The organism is Pseudolysinimonas sp., assembly GCF_044239695.1.
In the GTDB taxonomy this organism is placed as follows: Bacteria; Actinomycetota; Actinomycetes; order Actinomycetales; family Microbacteriaceae; genus Pseudolysinimonas_A.
Map to the genome: position 1 here is coordinate 1 of NZ_JBIIAW010000042.1, position 23634 is coordinate 23634.

Consider the following 23634-nt stretch of genomic DNA (forward strand, 5'->3'; position numbering starts at 1 on the left):
GGGCGACGGGCGACGGGCCGGGTGCTGTCGGCGCTCGCGCAGATCGCGCCGCCGACCGTGGCCGGCCGCTGGTCGCTGCTGCCCGCCCCCGAGGCGAACCCGACCATCCGTTCCGCCGCCCTCGCCGAGACGCTGCTCGAGCGGCATGGCGTCGTCACCCGCGGGGCCGTCGTCTCGGAGGGCGTCGCCGGCGGCTTCTCCCTCGCCTACAAGGTGCTCGCCGGGCTCGAGGAGACCGGCCGTACCCGCCGCGGGTACTTCGTCGAAGGGCTCGGCGCGGCGCAGTTCGCCACCCCGGCGACCGTCGACCGGTTGCGCACCTTCGCCGCCGATCCCGACGAGGGTGCCGCGCCCGTCGCCGTCACCCTCGGCGCCACCGATCCCGCGAATCCCTACGGCGCCGCGCTCGGCTGGCCGACGATCGAAGGCCACCGCCCGGGCCGCAAGGCGGGCGCGCTCGTCGTGCTCGCCGACGGCGCCCTCGGCGTCTACGTCGAACGCGGCGGCAAGACGGTGCTCACCTTCGGGCTCGACGAATCCGAGATGAACGCCGCCGCCGAGTCCCTGGCCGCCACCGTGCGACGGGCGGGCGGGAAGTTGCGCATCGAGAAGATCGACGGCGCCTTCGCCGTCGGCACCCCGTTCGGCGACGCCCTCGCCCGCGCCGGTTTCGCCCCCACCCCGCAAGGCCTGAGACTACGAGGGTGAGTTCTCCGCACACCGAGGCCGATCCCGGCACGCCCAGCCGCCTCACCCGCTGGCGGCGGCCGATCGCCCTGCTCGTGCTCCTGCTGCTGATCGTCGGGTTCGGCGCGTTCCGCATCTACGTGATCGGCGATGGAGAGGGGAACCTGCTGACCACGCCGGGGGCCGACCGGGACGCCGATATCCCGGCCGGGGCGCTCGAGATGGAGGTCATGAGCATCACCGATGGCGACACCCTGCGACTGCGCGGCGTCGAGGGGGGCGACGCGACCGAGGACGTGCGCCTCGTCGGCATCGACACCCCCGAGGTCTACCCGGTGTACGAGTGCTACGGCGATGAGGCCGAAGCGGAGCTCGCGCGTCTCGCCCCCGTGGGCGGCACCGTCTACATCGCCGACGACGAGGACCCCCTCGATGACTACGGCCGCTCCCTCTACTACCTCTGGGCGACCGACGGCACCTTCATCAACCTCGCCCTCGTCGAAGGCGGCTATGCCGAAGCCATCCGCGTGGCCCCGAACGACGCGTTCTACGACCAGCTCCGCGCGGCCGAAGAGAGCGCTGCCGACGCGGGACTCGGGATGTGGAGCTGCTGAACCGTGCCCGAAGGCGACACGGTCTGGAAGACCGCCCAGCTGCAGCACGCGGCTCTCGCCGGCGCGGTGCTGACGAGGAGCGACTTCCGGGTACCGAAGTACGCCACCGTCGATCTCTCCGGTGAGACCGTCCACGAAGTGGTCTCCCGCGGGAAGCACCTGTTCCACCGCGTAGGTGGGTTCAGCATCCATTCGCATCTCAAGATGGAAGGCGTCTGGCGGGCTTACGGCCCCGGCGAGAAGTGGACCAAGCCGGAGTTCACCGCCCGGGTGATTCTCGACGCGCCCGGAGTGCAGGCCGTCGGCTTCGAGTTGGGCTTGCTGGAGGTCATCAAGACGACCGACGAAGAGGATGTCGTCGGCCACCTCGGCCCCGACCTGCTCGGCGCGGACTGGGATCCGGAGCTCGCCGTCGGCCGGCTCTCCGTCGACCCCGAGGTACCGATCTACGTCGCGCTGCTCGATCAGCGCAACCTCGCCGGGGTCGGCAACGTCTACGCGAACGAGCTCTGCTTCCTGCGCGGCGTCCTGCCGACGCGGCCCGTGGGTGAGACGCCCTCCCTCGACAAGGTCGTCGCCCTCGCCGAGCGGATGCTGCAGGCCAACAAGCAGCGCTTCACCCGGTCCACCACGGGCAACCTCCGTCCCGGCCAGACCTCGTGGGTCTACGGCCGCACGGGGCGTCCGTGCCGTCGGTGCGGCACGAGGCTGCTCGGCGGCGAGCTCGGCCGCGTCGAAGGTCAGGAACGGGTCGTCACCTGGTGTCCGCGCTGCCAGCGATAGGCGCCCGCGACCCGCGACCGTCGCGGTCGGGGGATCAGGGGGAGACCGGCACCGTGACCACGGTGGATGCCGCATTGCCGGCGGCATCCCTGGCCGTGACGACGAAGTCGATCTGTCCCGAGCCGCCCTGAGCATCGGCGGGGAGGTCGAAGGCGAACGTCCAGCCGCCTCCCGCGGGCGACATCGCGGCAGACCCCGCCGCGTAACCCGACCAGGAGATCGCGACCTGCGTCACACCGACGGCGTCCTGGGCGACGGCCGTGATCGTCGTCCCCGTTCCGTTCATCGAGAACAGCATGGCCGGGTTCGCCGAGGCTTGAACTGTGGGAGACGTCGTGTCAGCAGCGGGGGGCGGCGGAGCCGGATCCGGAACGGGAGCGGGAGCGGGAGGCTGGATCGGCGGCGGCGTCGGAGTGGGCGACGCAGTCGGAGTGGGAGTGGGAGTGGGGGATGCTGTCGGACTCACCTGCACGGACGGCTCCGCGCTCGGCTCGCGGCCGCCGTCCCCGGTGAGCGCGAGCCCCACCCCGGTCGCGGTTCCCCCGACGATCACGAGCCCGAGCAGGATCCCGCCCGCGAGCATCCCGAACAGCCGGCGACCCCACCCAGGTGCGACGGGACCGACCGCGGAAGCACCGGGGTCGCCGGCGGCCAGCCGCGAACGGATGGCGTCGGCGACCCCGGTGGAGTCACCCGGTGCCGCCGCCTGGGCGAACGCGTCGCGCAGGCGGCCGTCGAGTCCGGCGTTGCCGCCGATGGGCTCAGCCATGGTGATCCTCCTTCCTCAGTCGCGCCGCGAGCGCCTTGCGGGCGCGGTGCAGTTGGGTCTTGATCGTGCCTTCGCTCACGCCGAGACCTTCGGCGACCTGCTGCACGGATTGGTCGAGGAGGTAGTGCAGCACGCACACCTCCTTCTGCTGGCGAGGCAGGTCTTCGAGGGCGCGCAGCACGTCGATGTCGAGCCCCGCGAGCGCGGAGTCGTAACTCTCGTCGTCGGTTCCGACCTTCGCATACGCGCGCGACTCGGCGCCGCGCGAGCGCTGGAGGTCTCGGGCGCGGTTGCTCGCGACGACCGTGATCCACGCGGCGACGTTGGTGATCTCGCGCGCCGGGGGCTTCGCCAGGAAGCCGACGATCGCATCCTGCACGGCATCCGCCGCATCCTGCCGGTTGCCGGTGATGAGCCCGACGGCCGCGACGACCTTCGGGTACTCGTGCGCGACGAAGGAGTCCAGGTCGACCTGGGTCCTCTCGGCCACGGCGGTTCTCACGCTTCTGCGACGCGGAGCGCACCCGGCCGGGTTGACCGGATGGTGAAGAATAAGGAGCTGCCGACAGCATCCCGTATGCGCGCGGCCGGGCGCCACACCGCGTTTCCGGCGACGCGCAAGCCCCAACCGGCGCCGCACGCCCGGCGTAGGGTCCGAGCGTGGCCCCCTCGACGAACGCAGCTCGCCGCGCCAACGACCACGACCGCGCGGAACACCGCTGGCCGGCGGTCGGCGCGATCCTCGTCGCCCTGACGCTCTACGCGTTGCTGCCGAGCAGCTTCCTCCCCGCGCTGCGCATCGGGGTCATCGTGGTCTGCGTGCTGCTGCTCATCCCGGTCGTCGTGGTCAACCCGGTGCGATTCACCCGGCAGACCCGCTGGTCGCGGCGGGCGTCGATCGTGGGTACCGCCGTGCTCGTCGTCGCCAACCACGTCGCCCTCGTGCAACTGGTGATGCAGTTGCTCACGCCCGACAACCCCGAGGCGGGCACCCTCTTGCTCGCCGCCACCCAGGTCTGGATCACGCACGTCATCGTCTACGCGCTCGTGTTCTGGGAGATGGATCGGGGTGGCCCGGTGATGCGCTCCACGGCGAAGCGCGAGGACTTCCCGGATGCCGACATCCGATTCCCGCAGGACGAGGATCACGACGCGGTGCTCGAGGTCGCCCGCAGCTCGTCGAGCTCGTCCAACTGGACGCCGAGCTTCGTCGACTATGCCTACTTCGCCCTCACCAACACGATGGCGTTCAGCCCGCCCGACGCCATGGCGCTGACTCCACGGGCGAAGATCCTCACCGGACTCCAGGCGCTCGGCGGGTACGTCATCCTCGTGCTCGTCATCGCCCGATCGGTGTCACTGCTCGGCTGATGCCGGAGCTGCTCGGCCCGGAGCCCCTCGCCAGACTCAGGCCGTCGCGCACTCCAGCCGGGCGACGGCCAGGTCCAGATCGAGGCACTGCGCGATCTCGACCGACGTGTTGTAGACCGGGCCGAGCAGGGTGACGAAGACCGGACCGGCGACCTGCACGTAGCCGACGACACGGAAGCCGTCGGGGAGCTGCTCGACGATGCGGAAGACGTCGTCACGCGCGGCCTCGGCGACGAGGCGGGCGCGGGCGGGAGAAGGGACGGGAGCAGCCGGGATGCTCTCGAGGGCGGGCGCTTCGGTGCGGGCCGGGCGCGACGTCGCTCTGGTTCGGCGGTCGTCGGTGAGAGTCATGGTCAACTCATCCCATCACCGCTGATCTCGGCAATCCAGGCCTTGCCAGCTCTCGGCGCCGGTGCTATTTCGTCACGCGGGAGACCAGCGCCGAGTCCGCCGGCAGCGTGACCGGGTCACCCGAGACGTCGTCCGACGTGCGGAACAGCACCTGCTCGGCGCCGCCGGCCACCCACTCCGCGTCGCCGAGATTGAGTCGGACGCGGACGCGGCCGCGCACGAGGGTCACTCGTCGAGCCTGCTCGTCGACGGTCGCGGAGAGTTCGCCGAGCCGCGGGCTGTGCAGGTCGTGCTCCGCCGCACGCAACGCGATCAGCGCGCGGTACTGCGCGAGCAGGGTGCGATGCGGCTCGGCGTCGAGCTCGCTCCAGTCGAGCTTGGACCGCGCGAAGGTGGCGGCGTCCTGCGGGTCGGAAACCGTGTCCGGATCCCACCCCATCTTCGCGAACTCGGCGATCCGGCCTTCTGCGGTGGCCTTCCCCAACTCGGGCTCGGGATGCGCGGTGAAGAACTGCCACGGCGTCGAGGCTCCCCACTCCTCGCCCATGAACAGCATCGGGGTGGACGGCGTGAGCACGGCGAGCACGGCGGCGATCGCGAGACGCCGAGGCGAGAGGGATGCCGACAGCCGGTCCCCCGCCGCGCGGTTGCCGATCTGGTCGTGATCCTGCACGAAGGTGACGAGCCGCCAGGCCTCGACGTCGTCGCCGAGCGGCACCCCGTGCTCGCGTTCCCGGAACGACGACCAGGTGCCGGCGTGGAAAAAGCCGCGCGTCGCGACGACGGCGAGCGCCGACAGCGGTTCGAAGTCGGCGTAGTACCCGGTGGTCTCGCCGGTCAGGGCGACGTGGGCGGCGTGGTGGTAGTCGTCGCTCCACTGCGCGGTCAGACCGTACCCGCCGTCGTTGCGGGAGGTGAACATCACCGGGTCGTTGAGGTCGGACTCGGCGATGAGCGTGAGCGGGCGGCCCACGCGGGCGGCCAGGGCGTCGGTCTCGCGGGAGAGGGTCGCGAGCAGGTGCTCACCGCCCTCCGCGGGGGAGGTGTCGTGGAGGGCGTGCACGGCATCCAATCGGAGTCCGTCGACGCCGTACTCCTCGAACCACATGCGGGCGCCGTCGAGGATGTAGCGCCGCACCTCGGGTTCGCGGAGGTCGAGGCTGTCGCCCCAGGTGTTCGCCGTCCCGTCGCGGAGGTACGGGCCGTACAGCGGCAGGTAGTTGCCACTCGGTCCGAGGTGGTTGTAGACGACGTCCTGGATGACGCCGAGTCCGCGCTCGTGACAGGCGGCGACGAACCTCGCGTAGGCGTCCGGGCCGCCGTAGTCCTCGTCGACGACGAACCAGGCGACCCCGTCGTAGCCCCAGTTGTGCGCGCCGTTGAACCCGTTGACGGGCAGCAGTTCCACGAACGCGACGCCGAGCTCGACGAGGTGGTCGAGTCGGCTGGCGGCAGCGTCGAGGGTGCCCTCCGGCGTGTAGGTGCCGACGTGCAGCTCGTAGATGACGCCATCCCGCAGCTCCCGGCCCGGCCAGTCGACCCGTGCGCGCCGCGGGGCGGTCGCCTCACTCAGCCCGTGCACCCCGTCCGGCAGCCGGCGACCCCGCGGGTCGGGCTTCGGCTGAGGATCGTCGTCGAGGAGGAAGCCGTACCGTGCGCCCGGCGGCAGCTCCGGGCCCGTCCACCAGCCTCCGCCGACCAACCGCATCGGATGCCGGGCGCCGTCGATCTCCACGGCGACGGTTGTCGGGCGGGGCGCCCAGACCCGGGCGAGCGTCACGAGTCCTCCCGCAGCAGCAGCGCCACCGGGTAGCGCTCGAACAGCGTCCCGAGCCGGACGCCGGCGCCCTCGTCGTCGTCGTGGATCGCTCCGGTGAAGGCGTCGATGTAGCGGCCCGCCTGCACGATCACCACGGTGTCGCCCCAGCCGCCGAGACGTTCGAGTCCGACCGGAAGCCGCGTGGCGACCGGGATCGCCCCGCCGCGGTCGGCGGCCACGACGTGGGTCGCGGCCGCGCCGAACGCGGGCAGCGGGAGATAGCGGTCGAAGAGGTCGGGACGGTCGCGCCGCGCCCGGAGGGTGCGCGAGGTGACGAGCAGCTTCGCCGCGCCCGACTCGTCGACCTCCGGCAGTTCGCCCGCGTCGAGGCGGGCGAGCAGGTCGCGGCGTCGCGCGAAGTCGACCGGTCGGCGGTTGTCGGGGTCGACGAGCGAGCGCTCCCAGAGTTCGCTGCCCTGATAGACGTCGGGGACCCCGGGTCCGGCGAGCTGGAGCAGTTTCGCCGCGAGCCCGTTGGAGCGCCCGGCCGGGGCCAGCCGCGCCACCATCGCCTCGACATCCGACCGGGTCGCGGGGTCGTCGTAGAGGCTGTCGACGAGCCGCTGCATCTCGTGTTCGAACCCCGGCGCCGGGCGCGTCCACGTGGTGGAGGTGCCGGCTTCGCGCGCGGCCTTCTCGGCGTAGGCCCGGAGGGCGTCGCGCTCGCGCGGCCACGCGCCGACGATCGACTCCCAGAGCAGGTTCTCGAACGGCCCGTCGCCGAGCGAGAGCGCCGAGCGTCGTCGGGCGACGAACGCCGCCCACTCGTGCGGGATCTCGGCGAGCGCCGAGATGCGCGCCCGGGTGTCCTCGCCGCGCTTGGTGTCGTGGGTGGAGAGCACGGTCATCGAGAACGGCAGCGCGGCGAGGCGCGACTGCTGCCGGGCGTGGAACTCGTCGACCGTGAGCGCGAACTCGTCGGGGTCGCCGCCCACCTCGGTGAGCGAGGCGAGACGCGACACGCGGTAGAAGGCGGTGTCCTCGACGCCCTTCGCCATCACCATGCCGCTGGTCTGCTGGAACCGCACGGCGACGCGGCGTTCCGGATCGGCGAGCGCCACGCCCACGGTGGCCAGCGTGTCGGCGAGGTCGGGTCGGTGCCTCCCGGCGGCGTCGAGCGCGTGCTCCAGGTGCTCGGCGCCGTAGGGGAGGTAGCTGCGGTAGACGGGGAAGCAGGCGAGCAGCTCGGCGAGGGCATCCGCCAGTTCCTCGGGATCGCCGGCGTTCGGCGCCTCCGCGAGCAGGTCGCGGACGAGCCGGTGCACCTCTGAGTTCAGGATGCCGTCGGCGATCCCGCGCTTGGTCTCGTGGATGATCTCGGCCCACGCCCGGCGCCCGCCGCGGAGTCCGGCATCGATGCGGTCCAACGCGTCGCGTCCGTCGGGGTCGACGAGCACGCGGTCGATCTCGCCGAGCGCGTCGTAACCCGTGGTGCCCGCCGTCGCCCAGAACGGCGGTAGCGTCTCTCCGCGCTCGAGGATCTTCTCGACGAGCACATAGGCCCCGTCGGTCGCCGTGGCGAGCCGGTCGAGGTAGCCGCCCGGGTCGGCGAGCCCGTCGGGATGATCGACGCGCAGCCCGTCGACGAGTCCCGAGCGCACCCAGCGGATGATCTCGCGGTGGGTGTCCTCGAAGACCTCGGGGATCTCGACCCGAACCGCGGCGAGCTCGTTCACCGCGAAGAAGCGCCGGTAGTTGAGTTCGGAGTCGGCACGGGTCCAGTGCACGAGTTCGTAGTGCTGCCGCGCGTGCACGTCGATCGCAGCCCCGTCGCCCGTGCCGGGCGCGAGCGGGAACCGATGGTCGTGGTAGCGCAGCTCGTGGCCCTCGACCCGCAGCGCGTCGGCGTCGTCGCCGAGCACCGGGATGCGCAGCCGCCCGTCACCGGCATCCCAGTCGATGTCGAAGTACTCGGCCCACACCGACGCCCGACCGAGCCGCAGCACGTCCCACCACCAGGCGTTGGCGGCCGGCATCCCGACCCCCATGTGGTTGGGCACGATGTCGACGAGGAGGCCGAGGTCGCGGGCGCGCGCGGTCGCCGAGAACGCCGCGAGACCGTCGCGACCGCCACGCGCGGGGTCGACCCGCGTGACGTCGACGACGTCGTAGCCGTGTCCCGAGCCCGGAGTCGCCTCCAGCAGCGGCGAGAGGTACACCCAGTCGGCGCCGAGGTCGCGGAGATAGTCGACCACCTCGGCCGCCGCGTCCAGCGGGAAGTCGGCGGTGATCTGGAGGCGATAGGTGGAGACCGGGAGGCGGGACTGCGCGCTCACGGCAGCTCCGGGCCGGCGGGGGCGAGTGTGACGCTCACCGCCGCATCGCCGGACTCGGGCGCGACGTGCTCGCGCAGGACGACGAGGGAGTGCGGCGCGACCGTCACCGTATCGCCCGCGCTCAGCGGAGGACGGTCGACATCCGCCGCGCTGGTGTCGACGATGACGTCCCACGAGATGCCGGTGAGGGCATCCGGCAGCACGACCTCCAGGTCGCTGTCGTCGGCCGAGAAGTAGACCAGGAACGACCGGTCGACGACGCGCTCGCCGCGCGGCCCGCGCTCGTGGATGCCCTGGCCGTTGAGGAACATGCCGACCGCACGACCGAATCCGGAGTCCCAGTCCTCGGGCTCCATCAGTTCGCCCGAGGGCCGCAGCCACTCCAGGTCGGGCCACGGCTCGCCGCTGCCGCGCTTCACCGGCCGGCCGTCGAAGAACCGCGACCGCCGGAAGACGGGATGGTCGCGGCGCAGCTTCACGAGCGCCGCCGTGAACTCGATGAGACCGCGATCGGCGGTCTCCCAGTCGACCCACGACAGCTCGGAGTCCTGCGCGTAGACGTTGTTGTTGCCGCCCTGGGTGCGACCGAGTTCGTCGCCGTGCAGGATCATCGGCACCCCCTGCGAGAGCAGCAGCGTCGCGAGGATGTTGCGCTGGCGCCGGCCGCGCAGCTCGAGGATGCCGGCATCCTCGGTCTCGCCTTCGACGCCCGAGTTCCAGGACCGGTTGTGACTCTCGCCGTCGTTGTTGTCCTCGCCGTTGGCGTCGTTGTGCTTCTCGTCGTACGACACCAGGTCGCGCAACGTGAAGCCGTCGTGGGCGGTGACGAAGTTGATGGAGGCCACCGGACGGCGCCCGTCCTGCTGGTACAGGTCGGCCGACCCGGTCACCCGGGCGGCGAACTCGCCGAGCGTCGACGGCTCCCCGCGCCAGAAGTCGCGCACCGTGTCGCGGTACTTGCCGTTCCACTCCGTCCACTGCGGCGGGAAGCCACCGACCTGGTAGCCGCCCGGGCCGACGTCCCAGGGTTCGGCGATGAGTTTCACCTGCGAGATCACCGGATCCTGCTGCACGAGCTCGAAGAAGGTCGAGAGCTTGTCGACCTCGTAGAACTCGCGGGCGAGGGTCGAGGCGAGGTCGAAGCGGAATCCGTCGACGTGCATCTCGAGCACCCAGTAGCGCAGCGAGTCCATGATCAGCTGCAGCGTGTGCGGGGTGCGCACGTTGAGCGAGTTGCCGGTGCCGGTGTAGTCCATGTAGAACGTCGGGTCGTCGTCGACGAGGCGGTAGTACGCCGCGTTGTCGATGCCGCGCATCGAGAGCGTCGGGCCGAGGTGGTTGCCCTCCGCGGTGTGGTTGTAGACGACATCCAGGATGACCTCGATGCCGGCCGCGTGCAGGGCACGCACCATCCCCTTGAATTCCTGCACCTGCTGGCCGGGCGCGGCACTCGGATTCGACGCGTAGCCGGCGTGCGGCGCGAAGAATCCGATCGTGTTGTAGCCCCAGTAGTTGCGCAGGCCCTTCTCCTCGAGCGTCGAGTCGTGCACGAACTGATGCACCGGCATCAGCTCCAGCGCCGTGATGCCGAGCTTCTGCAGGTGCGCGATGACGGCGGGATGCGCGATGCCGCTGTACGTGCCGCGCAACTCCTCGGGCACGTCGGGGTGCTGCATCGTGAGGCCCTTCACGTGGGCCTCGTAGATGACGGAGTCCTTGTACGGGATGCGTGGGGAGTTGTCGCCGGTCCAGTCGAAGAACGGGTTCACGACGACGCCGAGCATCATGTCGGCGGCGGAGTCGTCGTCGTTGCGGCCGTCCGGGTCGTCGAACGGATAGGAGAACAGCGACTGCCCCCAGCGGATGTCGCCGACCGTCGCCTTGGCGTACGGGTCGAGCAGCAGCTTCGACGGGTTGAACCGCTTGCCGGTCGCCGGGTCCCACGGGCCGTGCACCCGGTAGCCGTAGCGCTGGCCCGGCTGGACGCCGGGGAGATAGGCGTGCCAGACGTAGCCGTCGACCTCGGTGACGCCGACGCAGGTCTCGGTGCCGTCCTCGTCGATCAGGCACAGCTCGACGCCCTCGGCGGATTCGCTGAACAGCGCGAAGTTGGTGCCGTTGCCGTCGAACGTCGCGCCGAGCGGATACGCGGATCCCGGCCAGGTCTGCAGAGCGCCGGGGGTGGTGTCGGCCATCAGGAGACGCCCGCCCGGGTCGAGTTCTCGTCGACGCCGTCGAGCACCCAGCCGTCGTCGCTCGCGCGCAGGTCGAAGGTGGCGCCCTCGCCCGCCTCGGAGCACGCGCGCACCCGCCAGTAGCGCACGCCGTTGATGTCGGCGCACTTGGGCTCACCGAGGACGCGGAAACGCGAGCCGCCGCTGACCAGTCGAACTGGGCGGTCCCGCACGAACCAGACGGCGACAGAGGAACCCGCGCGTGACGGATGGAGGAGCGTCATCGTCGCGCTCACCGGACGGGGGCGAAAGGGGTGGCGGCGCGCACGGAGTCGCAGGAGCGGATCATGAGTTGAACGCTAAAGCGGCGGCGCCGTCGGGCTCCGGGGGTTGACACGTCTGCACCCCGGAGTTACCGCGTCAGGTCGACGTCTCCTTCTCGGGCGGCTCCGGGGTGAGCACGAGCCCGCCGGGCGAGTTCGCCGACTTGGTCAGGATCTGCACCCACTGCGCGTTGAGGCGCGGCTGGCGTCCGCCGAAGTACTCGAAGGTCATCGGGATCGACGGCGCGAGCCAGATCGACGTGCGTCCGAACCCGCTGCGCGACGGCTCGGTCCAGGTGAACGAGAAGTGCTCGCCGCGGCGCAGCTTCGACCAGATCACCACCTGGAGGTGGGCGAGGATGCGGTCGTCGAACGAGACGGCGAGTTTGGAGTCGTACGTCAGAGTGCCCATTGCCCGCAAGGATATCTCGCCGCGCCGCCGGATCGACGCGCGGAGTGGGGGCCTTTTCTCCCGCGGGTGCGGCGTAGTATACGCAGACGATGGACGATCTGTCCGCAGTTGACCGCGACCCGAAAGCGGCCGAATCTGATTCGGTGCATGAGGGCGATGAGCCGCGTTCCGCGGCCGAACTGGCGGGGCAACTCCGCCGAGCTTTCGTGGCGGGCGAACTGACCGCGTACTTCCAGCCGCAGTACGACCTGAAGACGGGGCGCGTCGTCGCCGTCGAGGCGCTGTGCCGCTGGCAGCATCCGCAGGACGGGCTCCTGCTCCCGGGCCGCTTCATCGACGTCGCCGAGCAGTACGGCCTGATCGCCGACCTCGGCCGCTACATGCTCGAGGCATCGGGACGCCAGGTGGCCGACTGGCACCGCCGTGGCGTGACGGTCGGCGTGTCCATCAACGTGTCGCCGTCGGAACTCACGCCGGAGTTCGCCGCCGCAGCACTCGGTCGCCTCCGGGAACTCGATCTCCCCCGCGGCGCCGTCACCGTCGAGATCGTCGAATCCCCCGCCATCCTCTACTCGGACGAGGAGTTCGCGACCCTCAACGCCCTCATCGACGGGGGCGTCGGGGTGTCGGTGGACGACTTCGGCACCGGGCACACGTCGCTCGAACTCGTGCGCCGCCTGCCGCTCACCGAGGTGAAGATCGACCGGTCGCTCGTGCAGGACGGCAGCGCCGAGGTCGATGCGATGGTGCAGGAGTGCGTGTCGGTCGCGCGCGAACGCGGCGCGTGCGTCGTCGCCGAGGGAATCGAGACGCTCGAGCACTTCGACCGCGCGGTGCGCTGGGGCTGCGACCGCGCGCAGGGCTACTTCTTCTCGCCGCCGCTGCCGGTCGCCGATGTCGAGCCCCTGCTGCGTGGCGTCGCTTAGCTGATCACGGAAGGCCGCGAGGCGCGGGACTCAGCCGCGGACTCCGACGACGGCCCCTGCGGGCGGGCGTGAGGTCAGATGCCGTACTGGTCGTCGGGCGACAGGTCGGCGTCGCCATCCGACTCCGCCGAGCTCATCGTGTCGCCGCCGACGTCGATCTGAGACCAGGTCACCGGCATGCCCGGAGAGAACAGGATGTCGATGCCCGGGCCTCCCCGCAGCGGCGGAATGTTGACGTACCCGCCACCCGCCTTGATCGCCTCGAGGATCTGGTTCTTCAACTCCGTCACCGGCTCGGGCAGGAAGTAGTCGCGTCCATCAACGGTCAGCCGGTTCACAATTGCCACGTGGTCAGGGTACACAGCGCACACCCGGACCCGAATATGATCGACGCGATGGGATCCCTGCATTACGGTTCGCCCTCCGCGACCTTCGAGATCGACGACCGCACGCTTGCGCACGTCGAACTCGTCGTCCTCGCGAAGCTGCGCCGCAACGAGAGCTTCGCGCTGACGATCGACGGCGCGAAGGATGCGCGGCAGACCGTCTGGATCAATGCCTCCTCGACCCTCCGGTTCGAGTTCGGCTCGTCGACTCCGGAGATCAACCGCGAATGGCTCGACGAGCTGATCGACTCGGCGAACACCACCACGGGGATGCGCATCCTCCCCGAGCCCGAGAAGAAGACCTCCGCCGCCTGACCCGCGCCCGGTCACGGGCGTAGCCTGACGACGTGGAACGTCGTGAGGTTGATCTGGTCGTCATCGGTGCCGGCGCGGTCGGGGAAAACGTCGCGGATCGCGCCGTGCAGGGCGGCCTCGGCGTCGTCCTGATCGAGGCCGAGCTCGTCGGGGGCGAGTGCTCGTACTGGGCCTGCATGCCGTCGAAGGCCCTGCTCCGGGCCGGTGCCGTCACCCGGGCCGCCCGCGCCGTCGGAGGTGTCGGAACGGTCGGCGCCGTCGACCCGTCCGCCGCCTTCGCCCGCCGGGACGCGATCACCCACGGTTGGGACGACGCGTCGCAGGTCGACTGGGCGACGGGCGCGGGCATCGAGGTGGTGCGCGGGCACGCCCGCCTGGCCGGTGAGCGCCGGGTCGTGGTGACCGCCCCGGATGGCACCGAGACCGAGTTCGTCGCGACTCACGCCGTGGCGGTCGCGACCGGGAGCGCGGCGCTGCTGCCCGACATCCCGGGGCTGCGCGACCTGCACCCGTGGACCAGCCGCGAGGCGACGAGCGCGAAGGTCGCGCCGCGGAGCCTCGCGATCCTCGGCGGCGGGGTCGTCGGCGCCGAGATGGCCACCGCATACGCCGACTTCGGCACCCGCGTGACGCTCATCGCCCGCAGCGGCCTGCTCGGCGGGCAGGAGCCGTTCGCCGGCGACCGGGTCGCGGCCGCACTGCGGGCGCGAGGCGTCGACATCCGGACGGGCGTCGAGGTGACGGCGGCCCGGGCCGAAGGCTCCGACAGGGTGCTCGAACTCTCCGACGGCTCCGAGGTGCGGGCCGCCGAGGTGCTGGTCGCGGTCGGGCGAGTCGCCCGCACGAGCGACCTCGGCGTCGAATCGATCGGCTTGGAACCGGGTGCCTGGCTGACGACCGACGACACCTTGCGAGTGGTCGGACACGACTGGCTCTACGCGGTCGGCGACGTCAACCACCGCGCGCTGCTCACCCATCAGGGCAAGTACCAGGCGCGAGCGGCGGGCGACGTCATCGTGGCCCGAGCGACCGGTGCGGACGTCGACGACGCCCCGTGGGGACGCCACGTCGCGACCGCCGATCACGCCGTCGTGCCGCAGGTGACCTTCACCGACCCCGAGGTGGCCTCCGTCGGTCTCACCGCCGCGGCCGCCGAGAAGGCCGGCCACCGCATCCGAGTGGTCGACTACGACCTGTCGTGGCTCGCCGGGGCGAGCGTGCAGGCCGACGACTACGCGGGCACCGCGCGGGCGGTCGTCGACGAGGACCGGAAGGTGCTGCTCGGGATGACCCTCCTCGGCCCGGGCGTCGGGGAGATGATCCACGCCGCGACGATCGCGATCGTCGGCGAGGTGCCGCTCGACCGCCTGTGGCACGCGGTGCCGTCGTATCCGACGCTCAGCGAGGTGTGGCTGCGGCTGCTGGAGACGTACGGGCGGTAGCGGTCAGTCCGAGACCCGGTTGCGCCCCGCGCGCTTGGCCCGGTACATGGCGGCGTCGGCCGCCTCGAGCAGGCCGGAACGCGGCGCGCCCACATCCGCGACCACGAGGCCGCACGACGCCGTCACCGCGACGACCTGGGCCCCGACTACGATCGGCGCGGCGACGGCCTCGACGATCCGGCCGGCGAGCGTGCGCACGTCGGCGCCGCGCACGCCGTCGCAGAGCACGACGAACTCGTCCCCGCCGAGCCGCACGACGACGTCGGTCGCCCGCGAGTGCGCGAGCAGTCGGCGCGCGACCTCGAGGATGACGGCGTCCCCGACGTCGTGCCCGTAGTCGTCGTTGATGCGTTTGAAGTCGTCGAGGTCGACGAACAGCAGCGCCTTGCCGTCGGGGCCGACCGGATCGGGGTTCTCGAGCCGCTCCACGAGGTAGCGGCGGTTGTGCAGCCCGGTGAGGGAGTCACGCATGGCCAGCTCGGCGAGCCGCGCCTCGGCCCGACGCTGCAGGGCGGTCTGCAATTCGTGCCCCAGCTCGCCCGCTTCGTCCAGCACGGTCCCCCACGCCTCCGAGCGATCCCGCACGCTCCGCCGCCAGGCCGAGAACGAGGTGCGCGGCGAGAGGTCGTCCGCGCGATTGGTCATCCCGGGGTCGCCGAGCCACCCGATCTCGCGGGCGACCTCGCCGCGGAAGAACGCCAGGGTGTCGCCCTCCGCGTCGAGCGGGATCACGAGCAGTCCCGCGACCTCGGGCAGGAGGTCGGCGAGATCCGGGCGGTCGAGGCGGAGGCACTCGGAGGAGAACCCAGCCCCGTCGAGGATCTCGAGCACCCGCTCGAAGTCCCGGCGCGGCGGAACCCGCCCGGCGACCCGCGCCCGCCCGTCGATCCGGACGACGACCCCGTCGGCGGGCACGAGGTCGAGCACCGTCTTGGGCCCGCCGAGCAGGGCGGCCGGGATGTCGTCGGACGCGTAGAGGGGGGCCAGCAGTGCCGCGCGGCGTTCCCGCACCTCCACGGCGTGGCGCAGTCGCTCGATCTCGCCGATCGAGGCGAGCTGCATGGAGATCTGCGTCGCGAGGACCTCGAGCGATCGCCGCAGCAGAACCGGGAGTCGCCGCTCGGTGCGGTGCGCGCAGGTGATCATGCCGACGAGTCGCCCCTGGTCGACGATCGAGAGCGACATCGTCGATGCCTGCCCCATGTTGCGCATGTAGGCGAGGTGGTACGGGGAGACGCTGCGGAGCTCGGCCTGGGAGAGGTCGAGAAGCCGCGCGTCCTCGAGCACCCGCGAGTCGCCGAGGGCGAGCAGCGGGATGCCGGGATCGCTCGTGCTGACGATCGAGCGGGAGACCTTCGTGAGGTAGAGCTCCCGCGCCTGCACCGGGATGTCCGAGGCCGGGAAGTGCAGGCCGAGATAGGGCTCGAGCTCGGGATCCCGAGCCTCGGCCACGACCTCGCCGTGCCCGTCGTCGTGGAAGCGGTAGAGCATCACCCGGTCGAACCCGGTGATCGTGCGGATCTCGACGGCGGCTTCGCGTCGAAGATCGGCGATCGAGGTCACCACCGACAGACGCTGGATGGCTCCGACGACGCCGGTGCGCACGTACTCGTTGCCGACGACGACCATCTCGAGTTCGACGATCGCGAGGCCGGCGACGTGGTGGACCACGGCATCCGCCGGCTGGCCCGCCCAGTCGACCCGGACGGGGTCGACTGCGTTGCCGGTGCGGGCGGCGTACTCCAGCGATCCGCTGCCGACCTCCCCGATCGGTCGGCCCAGCCACTCGCGGGCGTTCTCGCTCGCGACGACGACGACGGCACTCCCGGGGTCGACGCCGAGCAGGACGCCGTGCGACTGGATCAGACCGGGGGTGCGGATCGGCTCCTTCGCGCATTCCTCGAGTCGTCGCAACTCGTCGGCGTCGACCGCGAAAACGGCGGGGTCCACAGGCTTCTCCAACACATCGGTCGAGTGAGAAGACCGAAGCCCCAAAGTACCCAGCACGATAGGCGCGCCGGAAATCGTCGGGGAGGGGGTTGACGGGACGGCCACCGATCTGTGTGAGGGGCCGACCGCCGTTACCGATTCGATATCCGGACGGGCCAGACCACGGCGTGTGGACCTTGAACCGCGTCCCCGCGCTCCGCTAGCGTGGGCTCGCGCCACCGGCGCACCGCCGAAAGATGAAAGGAGGCCGGCCATGTTGAACGCAGATTTCCGAGCGAATCGCTCCCTGGGGATGATCCCCACGCGCACCGCCGGCTTCGTCGGCATCCTCACCTCGCGACGCGGCTGACGGGCTCCTCCGCCGCCGAGTCACGGTGGCGATGCTGATGAAGCCCTGATCCGCAGTCCCCTCTCGGTCGAGAGCGCGACGGCCCGCGGATCACGCCCCGTCACGACTCGTCGGACTCCACTCGAGCACCCGACGTGGTCGATTCACCTCCAGCCGCCACGAGCGGCACTGAATCACTCCCCGTGAGGAACTGCACCATGTCATCGACCCTGACCACCCATCCGCCCCAACCGGCGCGCCCGGCGCTGCCGGAGCAGGAGGCGCCGCGACTCGCGTCGCGTCGTCCGAACGCTCTCGACAAGCTCGCGCTGCGCGTCGGCCTGATGCTCATCACGTACGGACGCCGTTCGTACGCCGCTCCCGCCGCGCCCCGGCGCCACGAGGTGCACCTGCCCGACCGCTCGTGGGAGCCGGCCGGCTGGCTGCCACGACCCGGCGCATGAGCCGGCCCGCTCGAACGCCCCCACCGGATGGCCGGGACCCCCGTGGTCCCGGCCATCCGCCGTCTCCGCCGAGCGGGGTCACGCCGACGCGGCGGCGTCCCGGTGGGCGCTGACCTCATCCATGTGGGCGATCGCCCATTCCTCCAGCGCTCGCAGCGGCTCCTGGAGCGAGCGGCCGAGCGTCGTCAGCTCGTACTCGACGCGCGGCGGGACCTGCGCGTAGACGGTGCGCGTGACGAAGCCGTCGCGCTCGAGCGACCGCAGCGTCTGGGTGAGCATCTTCTGCGAGATGCCCCCGACCCGCGCGGCGAGCGCCGAGAAGCGCTGAGGTCCCGGGTCGAGCGCGCCGACGATGAGCACCGTCCAGCGGTCGCCGATGCGGTCGAGAAGGCGCCGGCTCGGGCAGTCCAGCCGGTACGGGTCCCACGGGATCGCGCTCATCGGGGTTCCTCTCTTACCTCGAAGTGCCTACTTCCGCACCCCGTCTTACTCACGTACGGTAACTGAGTTACCCGCAGAGAGTAAAGGAACCCAGAACATGGCACGCATCACCGTCCTCGGCGGCACCGGCTACTCCGGCGCCGCGATCGTGGCCGAAGCCGCGAAGCGCGGACACGACGTCACCGCCGTCAACCGCTCGGCCGTCGAGGCCCCCCTCGCCGGCGTCGAGTACGTCACCGGATCGGCGCTCGACGCCGACATCCTCGACACCGTGATCGCCGGACGCGACGCGGTCGTGATCGCCCTCTCGCCGCGCGGCGACATGGCCGGGAAGCTCGAGGGCGTCGTCTCCGACGTGCTCGGTCGCGTCGACGGCACCCCCACCCGCGTCGGCTACGTCGGCGGCGCCTCGTCGCTGCTCGTCGAGGAGGGCGGGCCGCGGCTCTGGGACGTCTCGCACGAGCACATGCCGGCCGACGTGAAGCCGGAAGTCGAGACCGGGATCAACGCCCTCGAGCTGATGAAGTCCTCGCCCGAGAGCGTCGACTGGTTCTACGTGAGCCCGCCGCAGGACTTCGGCGCCTGGCTCGGCACCGCCTCGAAGGGCAGCTACCAGCTCGGTGGCGACGTGCTGCTGAAGGATGCCGACGGCGTCTCCACGATCTCCGCGGCCGACCTCGCCCTCGCGATCGTCGACGAGATCGAGAAGCCCGCGCACCGTCGGGCACGGTTCACCGCCATCCACTGACCCCCACCCGGCTCGCGTCCGAGCGCCCGTCGCACCCCCGGTAGGCTCACCGGGGGTGCGACAGAGGTGGCGTGCCGGAAGGAACCACAGCAGCCGTGAGCAAGCCGATCGTCCTCATCGCCGAAGAACTCTCCCCCGCGACGGTGGAGGCGCTGGGACCGGACTTCGACATCCGGAACATCGACGGCACCGACCGTCCCGCCCTGCTCGCGGCCCTCGCCACCGCGCACGCCGTGCTCATCCGCTCGGCGACGCAGATCGACGCCGAGGCGATCGCCGCAGCTCCGGCGCTCAAAGTGGTGGCCCGCGCCGGCGTCGGCCTCGACAACGTCGACATCACCGCGGCGACGACCGCGGGCGTCATGGTGGTCAACGCGCCCACCTCGAACGTGATCAGCGCCGCCGAACTGACGATCGGCCACATCCTCTCGCTCGCGCGCCACATCCCCGCCGCCCACGCCTCGCTCGCGGCGGGCGAGTGGAAGCGCTCGAAGTTCACCGGCGTGGAGCTGTACGAGAAGCGGGTCGGCATCATCGGGCTCGGGCGGATCGGCGCGCTCATCGCCGCCCGACTGCAGGCCTTCGGCGTCGAGATCGTCGCCTACGACCCCTACATCACCGAAGCCCGCGCCCAGCAGCTCGGCGCGACCCTCCTCCCGCTCGACGAGCTGCTCGCCACGAGCGACTTCGTCACGATCCACATGCCGAAGACCCCGGAGACCACCGGGATGATCGGCGCCGCGCAGCTGAAGAGCATGAAGAACACCGCCTACGTGATCAACGTCGCCCGCGGCGGCCTCATCGACGAGCAGGCCCTCGCGGATGCCCTCGCCGCGGGCGAGATCGCGGGGGCGGGCATCGACGTGTTCACCTCCGAGCCGCCGACCGACGACGTGTTGACCGGCGCGCCGAACATCGTCGTGACTCCGCACCTGGGCGCATCGACCGACGAGGCCCAGGAGAAAGCCGGCGTCTCGGTCGCACGATCGGTGCGACTGGCCCTCGACGGCGAACTGGTGCCCGACGCGGTCAACGTCGCCGGAGGCGTCATCGCGCCCGAGGTGCGACCCGGCATCCCGCTCATGGAGCACCTCGGGCAGCTGTTCGCCGGCCTCGCCGACGCCCCGCTGTCGAGCATCGACGTCGAGGTGCGCGGGGAGATCGCCGAGCTCGAGGTGGGCGTGCTGCGGCTCGCCGCGCTCAAGGGCGTCTTCTCGCAGGCGGTCACCGAGACCGTGTCCTACGTCAACGCCCCGCTCCTGGCCGAGCAGCGCGGCATCACGGTGCGACTCACCACCGACCCCGTCGCCGAGGACTACCGCAACGTGCTGAGCATCAAGGGCACGACGACCGACGGCAAGAGCCTCTCCGTCTCGGGCACGCTCGCCGGCACGAAGCAGGCGGAGAAGATCACCGAGATCAACGGCTACGACATCGAGGTGCCGATGGGGCGCCACCTCGTCGTCATGGAGTACACCGACCGCCCCGGCATCGTCGCGATCTACAGCTCGGCCCTCGGCGACGCCGCGATCAACATCGCCGGGATGCAGATGGCGCGGCGCGGTCGCGGCGCGGATCAGCTCAGCGTGCTCACGCTCGACTCGGCCGTTCCGGAGGAGATCCTCGCCGGCATCCAGAAGGATGTCGACGCCTCCGTGCTGCGGCAGGTGGAGATCGTCGACCTGTAGTCACCCGCGCGCGGCACCGCGGCGGTTCAGCAGCGTCACCAGGAGCGCGGCGATCCCGGACGCCGCGAGCGCCACGCCGAGCAGGGTGCCCGGCGGAAGCTCGAGGTGCAGGAAGTCACGCGCGAGCGGCACCGCCAACACGGCGACCAAGCCGACGAAGCCCCCGGCGACGACGACGCCGGTGAGGCGGGTGAGCGGCCGCGCGAGAGCGGTCAGCACGGCCAGCGCGCTGAGAGTCAGCGTGATCACCGCGAGGGTGTGGATCTGCGCCGACGACGTGCCAGCCTGGGCTGAGGCGACGGCGACGACCGCGATGACGGCAGCGGCGACCGTGGCACCCGCGGGCACGCAGAACCGCAGAGCCCGCCGCAGGAAGCCCCGGCGGGCGATGCTCGCGTTGGGGAGCAGGGCGAGCACGAGTGCGGGAAGCCCGATCGTCAGCCCGTCCACGACCGACAGCTGCCGGGGGAGGAACGGGAACGGCCACATCAGCAGGCCGAAGGTGAGCGCGAAGGTGATCGCGTAGATCGTCTTCGCCAGGAAGAGCTTGGCCAGCCGCTCGACGTTCGCGATGACGCGGCGACCTTCGGCGACGACCCGCGGGAGTTCCGCCAGATCGCTGTCGAGGAGCACGACATGGGCGACGGATCGCGCCGCCGGGGAGCCCGACCCCATCGCGATGCCGAGATCGGCGTGCTTCAACGCGAGCGTGTCGTTGACCCCGTCGCCGATCATCGCGACCGTGTGCCCGAGCGACCGGAACCCCAGGATCATCCTCTTCTTCTGCTCCGGCGTGACGCGTCCGAACACTCGCTCGGTGCGCAGCACCGCCGCGAGCTCGGCGTCGCCCGCCGGAAGGTCGCGGGCGTCGTACCCGGTCGCCGTCGGGAGCCCGACGTCGTGGGCGACCGCCGCGACCGTGTGCGGGTCGTCGCCGGAGATCACGCAGACCTCGACGCCCTGCTCGGCGAAGTAGGCCATCGTCTGAGCCGCGTCCCCGCGCACCTCCTCCCGGAAGACGAGGAGGGCGACCGGATGCAGGCCGTCCGGCAGGCTCGGGCGGTGCGGATCGGCGGTCGGCGGAATCGGCTGGGAGGAGCGGGCGAGCACGAGCGTGCGTTCGCCGGATGCGGCGAGCGCGGAGGCACGGGCGCGGATCGCCGACCCCGTCCGGGAACCCGTGAACACCACGTCCGCCCCGCCGAGCACCCAGGAGCCCGACGGCGTCCCCGCCCCGAAGTGGGCGGCGCTCCACTTGTGGCGGCTCGAGAACGCGACGACGGCGTCGGGTGGCGTCGCCCCGGAATACTCCGCCGCGATCGCGCGCGAGGTGGCGTTGGCGACCGGATCGGCGGCGAGCGACGCGAGGGCGATCTGCCAGCCGTCGGGAGCGTCGGCGACCGGCTCGACCCGATCCAGCACCATCGTGCCCGCGGTCAGGGTCCCGGTCTTGTCGATGCAGAGCATGTCGACGCGGGCGAACCCCTCGACGGCCGCGAGCTCGCGCACGAGCACCCGCCCGCGCGCGAGCCGGACGGCGCCGACCGCCAGGGCGAGGGAGGCCATGAACACCAGCCCGGTGGGCACCATCGCGATGATGTTGGCGACCGACGCGATCGCCGCCTCGCGCCACGCCCCCGTCGAGACGGCCACGGGCCAGCCGCCGACGGCCTGCATCTGGCCGTTGACGACCACGGCCCCGACCGGCACGAGAGCGATCGACAACCAGCGGATGACGCGATCGAGCGAACCCCTGATCTCGCTCTCGACCAGGGCGAACCGCCTCGCGTCCGCGGTGATCCGGGCGGCGTACGAGTCGGCGCCGACGCGCGCGACACGCGCCAAGCCGCTGCCGGCCACGATGGTGGAGCCGCTCAGCAGCTCCCGACCCGGTGCGGCGTCCACCGGGTCGGCCTCCCCGGTGAGAAGGGATTCGTCGACCTCGAGCGCGCGCGACTCGAGCACGACGGCATCCGCACCCACCTGTTCGCCGGGGCTCAGCACGAGCACGTCATCCCGGACCAGCTCGGCCACCGCGCACTCCGTGTCGACACCGTCGCGGCGCACCTGAGCCGGCGACGCGTTGAGCACGGCGAGTCGAGCCAGGGCGCGCTGGGCACGGAATTCCTGAGCGATCCCGATCGCGCTGTTCGCGACGGCGAAGAAGCCGAACAGCGCGTCCTGCCACGCCCCGAGCACCAGCAGGAGCACCGTGCTGCCGATGACGATCCCGTTGAACACGGTGATGACGTGGGAGACCACGATGCGCGTCAGCGAACGTCCGGTGTCGTCGGGGGCTGCGTTTCCGAGCCCGCTCGCCCGTCGCGCGTCGACCTCGCGCGCGCTGAGACCGATCACCGCAGCCCGATTCCGGGCATCCCGGGACGTGGCGGAGGAGATCGGTTCGGACCGTCCGGAACGGGACATGCGTGCCTCTCGGAGGCGGTCGCGGTGCACGGGTTGGCCGGATCCGGTCAACAGCCCCTGAGCGACGCGGGACGACGAGATCCCGAGGCACCGACGAGTGGCTCGACGGTAGGCCCCGCGGCTGGGAGGACGCCCGGCTGCCGAACGCCTACGCCGCCGACGCGGAGGTGTCCAGGCCTTTCGCCCGCGCGCCTCCGCGGGTGAGGGTGGAACGTGCCATTCGTCGAAGACCTCACCGCCTGGGTGCCCCGACAGCGCTGGTACGCCGGCAAGAGCCACGAGCCGCGGCTCCGCATCCTCGATGCGCAACCCGCCCCCGGTGCCACCCGCTACCTGCTGATGGACGACGCCGGCAACCTGCCGACGCTCTACCAGGTGCCGACCGCTCTCGCGGAGGGCGAGGTTCCCGCCGACGCGCTCATCGTGGAAGACGCGACCGGACGGATGATCGATGCGGCGCGGTCCGCCGAGTTCGCGGTCGGGACGCTCGCGTCGATGGGAGTCGACACCGCGCGGGTGACCGGATCCCGCGTGCTCACGGGTGAGCAGTCGAACACCTCGATCGTGTTCGACGAGGACGGGCGTCCGACGATCATCCTCAAGCTGTTCCGCACCCTGCACCACGGCGAGAATCCGGATGTGACGGTGCAGCGGGCGCTGAGCGACGCCGGGTCGCCCTACGTCCCGCGCTTCCTCGGCAGCGTCGACGCGGAGTGGCCGGACGTCGGTCGCCTCGACCGGCTCGCGCGCGGCACGCTCGGGTTCGCCCAGGAGTTCCTGCCGGGGGTGCGCGACGGGTGGTCGATCGCCGTCGAGGCGGCGCGCGACCGCCGGGACTTCACCGAGGCCGCCCACGACCTGGGCGTCGCGGTCGCCGGGGTGCATGCCGCGCTCGCCGAGACCCTCCCGACGCGCGCGGGGCGTTCGTCCGACGCGAGCG

General features: G+C 71.5%; 21 protein-coding genes and 2 pseudogenes. 11 read left to right on the top strand and 12 right to left on the bottom strand.

Annotation, left to right across the window (positions count from 1 at the left end):
- The 3 genes and pseudogenes from ACILQS_RS08200 to ACILQS_RS08210 all read left to right on the top strand — a co-directional run.
- Nucleotides 1-708 (top strand): annotated as a pseudogene (locus ACILQS_RS08200) (ATP-dependent helicase); the annotation flags it as partial.
- Entirely contained in the window at nucleotides 705-1301 is a 597-nt protein-coding gene (locus ACILQS_RS08205; protein WP_395639634.1) for a thermonuclease family protein, read from the top strand. The pseudogene ACILQS_RS08200 and the gene ACILQS_RS08205, both read left to right, overlap by 4 nt.
- Before the next feature lie 3 nt (nucleotides 1302-1304).
- Nucleotides 1305-2084: a DNA-formamidopyrimidine glycosylase family protein gene (locus tag ACILQS_RS08210; protein ID WP_395639635.1), complete on the top strand. Its 780-nt coding sequence runs from the start codon at nucleotides 1305-1307 to the stop codon at nucleotides 2082-2084.
- 34 nt (nucleotides 2085-2118) lie between these two features.
- Here ACILQS_RS08210 and ACILQS_RS08215 read toward each other — a convergent pair whose 3' ends face one another.
- A complete protein-coding gene (locus tag ACILQS_RS08215; RefSeq protein WP_395639636.1) occupies nucleotides 2119-2853 on the bottom strand; it encodes a hypothetical protein in 735 nt (244 codons plus the stop codon).
- Nucleotides 2846-3343 (bottom strand): RNA polymerase sigma factor, encoded by a 498-nt coding sequence (locus ACILQS_RS08220; protein WP_395639637.1) that lies wholly within the window; start codon nucleotides 3341-3343, stop codon nucleotides 2846-2848. The genes ACILQS_RS08215 and ACILQS_RS08220 overlap by 8 nt, the downstream gene beginning before the upstream one ends.
- 170 nt (nucleotides 3344-3513) lie before the next feature.
- On the opposite strand from ACILQS_RS08220, the gene ACILQS_RS08225 reads away from it, so the two are divergent.
- Nucleotides 3514-4224: a hypothetical protein gene (locus tag ACILQS_RS08225; protein ID WP_395639638.1), complete on the top strand. Its 711-nt coding sequence runs from the start codon at nucleotides 3514-3516 to the stop codon at nucleotides 4222-4224.
- A gap of 36 nt (nucleotides 4225-4260) precedes the next feature.
- Here the strand turns inward: ACILQS_RS08225 and ACILQS_RS08230 are convergent, their stop codons facing one another.
- The 6 genes from ACILQS_RS08230 to ACILQS_RS08255 form a co-directional block, all read right to left on the bottom strand.
- On the bottom strand, nucleotides 4261-4575 hold the full coding sequence (locus ACILQS_RS08230) for a hypothetical protein (RefSeq protein WP_395639639.1): 315 nt from the start codon (nucleotides 4573-4575) through the stop codon (nucleotides 4261-4263).
- 64 nt (nucleotides 4576-4639) lie between these two features.
- Nucleotides 4640-6355, bottom strand: coding sequence for a malto-oligosyltrehalose trehalohydrolase (gene treZ / locus ACILQS_RS08235; RefSeq protein WP_395639640.1), 1716 nt, complete (start codon nucleotides 6353-6355; stop codon nucleotides 4640-4642).
- Nucleotides 6352-8670 carry a malto-oligosyltrehalose synthase gene (gene treY, locus ACILQS_RS08240; protein ID WP_395639641.1) on the bottom strand — a complete coding sequence of 773 codons (2319 nt, stop codon included), beginning with the start codon at nucleotides 8668-8670 and terminating at the stop codon, nucleotides 6352-6354. Before treY ends, treZ begins: the two co-directional genes overlap by 4 nt.
- Nucleotides 8667-10841 carry a glycogen debranching protein GlgX gene (gene glgX / locus ACILQS_RS08245; RefSeq protein ID WP_395639654.1) on the bottom strand — a complete coding sequence of 725 codons (2175 nt, stop codon included), beginning with the start codon at nucleotides 10839-10841 and terminating at the stop codon, nucleotides 8667-8669. Before glgX ends, treY begins: the two co-directional genes overlap by 4 nt.
- 23 nt (nucleotides 10842-10864) lie before the next feature.
- Nucleotides 10865-11128 (bottom strand): hypothetical protein, encoded by a 264-nt coding sequence (locus ACILQS_RS08250; RefSeq protein ID WP_395639642.1) that lies wholly within the window; start codon nucleotides 11126-11128, stop codon nucleotides 10865-10867.
- A gap of 136 nt (nucleotides 11129-11264) precedes the next feature.
- Nucleotides 11265-11579, bottom strand: a complete 315-nt coding sequence (locus tag ACILQS_RS08255; protein ID WP_395639643.1) for an ATP-dependent DNA ligase — start codon at nucleotides 11577-11579, stop codon at nucleotides 11265-11267.
- Between the two features lie 89 nt (nucleotides 11580-11668).
- Between ACILQS_RS08255 and ACILQS_RS08260 the strand changes: the two genes are divergently transcribed.
- On the top strand, nucleotides 11669-12505 hold the full coding sequence (locus ACILQS_RS08260; RefSeq protein ID WP_395639644.1) for an EAL domain-containing protein: 837 nt from the start codon (nucleotides 11669-11671) through the stop codon (nucleotides 12503-12505).
- Between the two features lie 74 nt (nucleotides 12506-12579).
- On the opposite strand, the gene ACILQS_RS08265 is transcribed toward ACILQS_RS08260, so the two are convergent.
- The gene (locus ACILQS_RS08265; protein ID WP_395639645.1) at nucleotides 12580-12852 is read right to left on the bottom strand and encodes a hypothetical protein; all 273 of its coding nucleotides are present in this window, start codon (nucleotides 12850-12852) and stop codon (nucleotides 12580-12582) included.
- Nucleotides 12853-12900: 48 nt separating this feature from the next.
- Between ACILQS_RS08265 and ACILQS_RS08270 the strand changes: the two genes are divergently transcribed.
- The gene (locus ACILQS_RS08270) at nucleotides 12901-13206 is read left to right on the top strand and encodes a hypothetical protein (RefSeq protein WP_395639646.1); all 306 of its coding nucleotides are present in this window, start codon (nucleotides 12901-12903) and stop codon (nucleotides 13204-13206) included.
- Nucleotides 13207-13238: 32 nt separating this feature from the next.
- Nucleotides 13239-14648 (top strand): dihydrolipoyl dehydrogenase family protein, encoded by a 1410-nt coding sequence (locus ACILQS_RS08275; protein WP_395639647.1) that lies wholly within the window; start codon nucleotides 13239-13241, stop codon nucleotides 14646-14648.
- A gap of 3 nt (nucleotides 14649-14651) precedes the next feature.
- Here the strand turns inward: ACILQS_RS08275 and ACILQS_RS08280 are convergent, their stop codons facing one another.
- Nucleotides 14652-16598, bottom strand: coding sequence for a diguanylate cyclase (locus tag ACILQS_RS08280; protein ID WP_395639648.1), 1947 nt, complete (start codon nucleotides 16596-16598; stop codon nucleotides 14652-14654).
- A gap of 546 nt (nucleotides 16599-17144) precedes the next feature.
- Here ACILQS_RS08280 and ACILQS_RS08285 point away from each other — a divergent pair.
- Nucleotides 17145-17390, top strand: coding sequence for a hypothetical protein (locus ACILQS_RS08285; protein ID WP_395639649.1), 246 nt, complete (start codon nucleotides 17145-17147; stop codon nucleotides 17388-17390).
- A 78-nt stretch (nucleotides 17391-17468) separates the two neighbouring features.
- On the opposite strand, the gene ACILQS_RS08290 is transcribed toward ACILQS_RS08285, so the two are convergent.
- The gene (locus ACILQS_RS08290; RefSeq protein WP_395639650.1) at nucleotides 17469-17831 is read right to left on the bottom strand and encodes a winged helix-turn-helix transcriptional regulator; all 363 of its coding nucleotides are present in this window, start codon (nucleotides 17829-17831) and stop codon (nucleotides 17469-17471) included.
- Nucleotides 17832-17928: 97 nt separating this feature from the next.
- Here ACILQS_RS08290 and ACILQS_RS08295 point away from each other — a divergent pair, with 97 nt between their 5' ends.
- Nucleotides 17929-18579 carry an NAD(P)-dependent oxidoreductase gene (locus ACILQS_RS08295; protein ID WP_395639651.1) on the top strand — a complete coding sequence of 217 codons (651 nt, stop codon included), beginning with the start codon at nucleotides 17929-17931 and terminating at the stop codon, nucleotides 18577-18579.
- A 95-nt stretch (nucleotides 18580-18674) separates the two neighbouring features.
- Complete coding sequence (gene serA, locus ACILQS_RS08300; protein ID WP_395639652.1) at nucleotides 18675-20267, top strand: phosphoglycerate dehydrogenase; 1593 nt, start codon at nucleotides 18675-18677, stop codon at nucleotides 20265-20267.
- On the opposite strand, the gene ACILQS_RS08305 is transcribed toward serA, so the two are convergent.
- Nucleotides 20268-22625, bottom strand: a complete 2358-nt coding sequence (locus ACILQS_RS08305) for an HAD-IC family P-type ATPase (protein WP_395639653.1) — start codon at nucleotides 22623-22625, stop codon at nucleotides 20268-20270.
- Between the two features lie 282 nt (nucleotides 22626-22907).
- Between ACILQS_RS08305 and ACILQS_RS08310 the strand changes: the two are divergent.
- Nucleotides 22908-23634 (top strand): annotated as a pseudogene (locus tag ACILQS_RS08310) (hypothetical protein); the annotation flags it as partial.